General features: G+C 60.5%; 3 protein-coding genes and 1 pseudogene. All 4 read left to right on the forward strand.

All coding sequences use genetic code 11. The features are described 5' to 3' along the window. Positions 1-43 precede the first annotated feature (43 nt). Positions 44-1,261: a precorrin-6y C5,15-methyltransferase (decarboxylating) subunit CbiE gene (cbiE, locus tag AC11W3_RS15820; protein WP_484091001.1), complete on the forward strand. Its 1,218-nt coding sequence runs from the start codon at positions 44-46 to the stop codon at positions 1,259-1,261. After that, positions 1,261-1,971, forward strand: a complete 711-nt coding sequence (cobI, locus tag AC11W3_RS15825) for a precorrin-2 C(20)-methyltransferase (RefSeq protein WP_484093328.1) — start codon at positions 1,261-1,263, stop codon at positions 1,969-1,971. Before cbiE ends, cobI begins: the two co-directional genes overlap by 1 nt. A 126-nt stretch (positions 1,972-2,097) precedes the next feature. Then, positions 2,098-2,883, forward strand: coding sequence for a precorrin-4 C(11)-methyltransferase (gene cobM, locus AC11W3_RS15830; RefSeq protein ID WP_484093329.1), 786 nt, complete (start codon positions 2,098-2,100; stop codon positions 2,881-2,883). A 267-nt stretch (positions 2,884-3,150) separates the two neighbouring features. Further along, positions 3,151-3,497, forward strand: a pseudogene (locus AC11W3_RS15835) (cobalt-precorrin 5A hydrolase); the annotation flags it as partial.

Raw genomic sequence — 3,497 nt, forward strand, 5'->3', positions numbered from 1 at the left:
AGCCCATGGTGCACATTGTATTGAAATGAAGAAGGAGCGGGTTATGCCAGAGCAAAAGATCTACTTGGTCGGCGCCGGTATCGAGGGATGGGAAGGATTCGGCAAGCAGGCGCTGGAGGTGATCGGCAGCGCCGAGGTGCTGATCGGGCATAAGCGGCTGCTTGATATCTTCCCCGATTTCAAGGGGGAGAAGCGTCTCCTCGAGGACCTCTCCATCATGCTGGAGTACCTGAGATCCACGGACAAGCGTACCGTGGTGCTGGGGTCAGGCGACCCGAACTTCTTCGGTGTGGCCAGGTTCCTCCTCCGGAACCTTCCCAAGGAGCGGGTGGAGATCTTCCCCAACGTCACCAGCGTGCAGTACGCCTTCGCCAGGATCAAGGAGCCCTGGGACGATGCCACCTTCGTCTCGGTCCATGGCAGAGGGATCAAGCCCGCGCTCGACCGCATCATCGCCTCGGAAAAGATCGCCATCCTCACCGACAGCGTCAATACCCCCGCCGTCCTGGCCAGGGAACTCATCACCCGCGGCGCCGAAGGTTATGAGGCCTGGGTTTGCGAGGACCTGGGACTCCCCACGGAGAAATTCACCAAGACCGACGTGCGCGGCCTGACCGAGATAAAGGCATCCCCCCTAAACATTCTGATCCTGCTCAAGACCTGGGAACCGAATCTGCAGAACTACCCCGTGATCGGCATCCGCGACGAGGAATTCGCCACCGCGAAGAAGCTGATCACCAAGGAAGAGGTGCGGGCTGTGACGCTGGGCAAGCTCCAGCTTCAGGACGACCTGGTGATGTGGGACATCGGCGCCGGCAGCGGCTCCGTCTCCATCGAAGCCGGCAACCTCATGCCCAACGGCCGGATTTTCGCGCTGGAGAAGAACCCCCAGTACCTGACCTTTCTGAAAGAGAACATGAAGAAGTTCGTGGCCAGGAACGTGATGGTCATCGAGACCTTCGCCCCTGAGGGGCTGGAGGAACTTCCCGACCCCGACCGCGTCTTCATCGGCGGCTCCGGCGGGATGCTGGAAGAGATCATCGAGGCGGTGGACAAGCGCTTGAAACCCGAGGGCTTCATCGTGCTCAACGCCGTCACCCTCGATACGCTCACCAAATCGGTTGAGTTCCTCGAAGATCACGGCTACACCGTCGAAGTCACCTGCGTTAACATCTCCAAGACCCGCACTCTCACCGAGTACAAGATGTTCTCCGCCCACAACCCGGTCTACGTGATCGCGGCCTGGAAAGGGGAGGAGTAGTGGCAGTAATCTATGCGGTAGGTGTCGGACCCGGCGACCCGGAGCTGTTGACCAGGAAGGCGGAGCGGATCCTGAGAAATGTCGATGTCATCTGCGCTCCGACCGGTGCAGCCGAAGCAGGGAGCTATGCCCTCTCCATAGTCGAGGAATTCATCGACAGGAAGCGGCAGGAGGTACTGGTCCAGGTTTTCCCGATGCTTAAGGATCAGCAGGGCCTCGATCCTTTCTGGGAAGAGGCGGCCGACCAGGTCGCCCAGCGTATAGGGGCCGGAAAAGACGTAGCCTTCATCACCATCGGCGACCCCTTCCTCTATTCCACCTATCTCTACATCCACCGGATCCTCTGCGAAAAATATCCGGAAATAAAGATCGAAATCGTACCCGGGATCTCCAGCATCCTGGCTTCATCTGCCGTGTCCGGGACTCCTCTTGGTCTTGGCGGAGAGCGGATCGCCATCCTTCCCGCGACCTATGAGAGCGATGAACTGAAGCGGACCCTGGAGCAATTCGATACCGTCATCCTGATGAAGGTGAACCGTGTCTTTGACCGGATCTACGCGGTGTTGAAGGAGCTCGGCCTCGAGAAGCGTGGAGTCTTCGTACGCCGGGTAGGATCGAGCGATGAGGAGGTCCACTTCGACCTCGCGTCGCTGGTCGGAAAAAAGCTCGACTATCTTTCCATGCTGATCGTAAGGAAAAATCAGCTTTAGCGCGTCAATTCTTCTATTACCCTCCCCATGCAGATCGAGTTCCCGGCCCCGTTCGACGGCGCCCCCTCCTTTCAAAGGGAGGGCCGGGGTGGGGATGGGTTCCGAGCACTTCAAAGGACACCTGTTGTGACCAATGTAACCAAAGTCTTTTTCGTCGGCGCCGGCCCCGGCGATGCCGAACTCATCACCGTCAAAGGCGCACGTCTCCTTCGTGAGGCGGACGTGGTTGTCTATGCGGGAAGCCTGGTCGATCTCGAACTGGTGAAGACCTACGCTCCCGATGCCACCATTTTCGACTCCGCCGGCATGAACCTTCAGGAGACCACCAGCGCCCTCGCCCAGGCAGCTCTTGCCGGACAAAACGTCGTCCGCCTCCATACCGGAGATCCGTCCATCTATGGCGCCATCCAGGAGCAGATGGAAGAGCTGGACAAACTGGGGATCGACTACGAGGTCGTCCCCGGCGTTACCAGCGCCTTTGCCGCGGCCGCCGCCCTCAAACAGGAACTGACCCTTCCCGAAGTTTCCCAGACCGTGATCATCACCCGTCTGGCGGGGAGGACTCCTGTGCCGGAGCGGGAAAAGCTCTGCGAGATTGCCCGGATTGGCGCGACCCTGCTGATTTACCTCTCCGTGTCGATGATGGAGAAGGTCGTAGACGAGTTGCTTCTTGGAGCCTACACGGTGGAGACCCCCGTCGCCGTCGTCGCCCGCGCTTCATGGGCAGATGAGCAGGTTGTGGAAGGAACGCTTGCCGACATAGCGGCCAAGGTCAAGGAAGCCGGTATTGGCAAGCAGGCGCTGATCGTCGTGGGCGACGTGCTGCGGGCCAGGGGCGAGGGGATGCGGGCGAAGTCTCTTCTGTACGACAAGGAGTTCACCCACGGGTGCAGGAAAGGGATCATCACCTAAGACCGAACGGAGTACACAAGTCGTAACAGACCGCGGTGAGCACGTGCACATTGGCGGTGCGCACCTGCACATCGCTGTAGGAGCGCCCTCCCGGGCGCGAACCTGGCACCGCAGTGGGACGAGCGGTTCCTCCCCTCTCCCTCCGGGAGAGGGTGCCCGAAGGTCGGGTGAGGGAAGCTGCCACTTCCAGGCTCTGTTGCTCCTCTGTGGAAGGCGCCCTCACCCCGGCCCTCCCGGAGGGAGAGGGGAAGTCGGCCTGAGTCATTTATGAAGATAGCTATCATCGCCATAACCGGTAACGGGGCCGGAATCGGTGCTGCCCTCAAGAGAGCGCTGCCGGAAAGCTCGTTATACGTCATCGAGAAGCACGCCACTGGAGATGCCCAGCCGTTCTCGGACGGGCTGCAGGCGCTCGTGGCGCGGCTATGGCCGTCATGCCGTGCCTTCGTCTTCATAATGGCGACCGGGATCGTGGTTCGCACTGTCGCCCCCCTTCTGCAGGCAAAGGATAAGGACCCGGCGGTGGTGGTGGTCGATGATGCCGGTCGCTTCGCCATCTCCCTCCTCTCCGGACATCTTGGCGGCGCCAACGAACTGGCCGAGCGCTGCTCTTC

This window comes from Geomonas sp. (assembly GCF_056994735.1).

What these genes read in the sequence shown, in the direction of transcription:
- cbiE (WP_484091001.1), top strand. Translation starts at nt 44, where the DNA reads ATGCCAGAGCAAAAGATCTACTTGGTCGGCGCCGGTATCGAGGGATGG.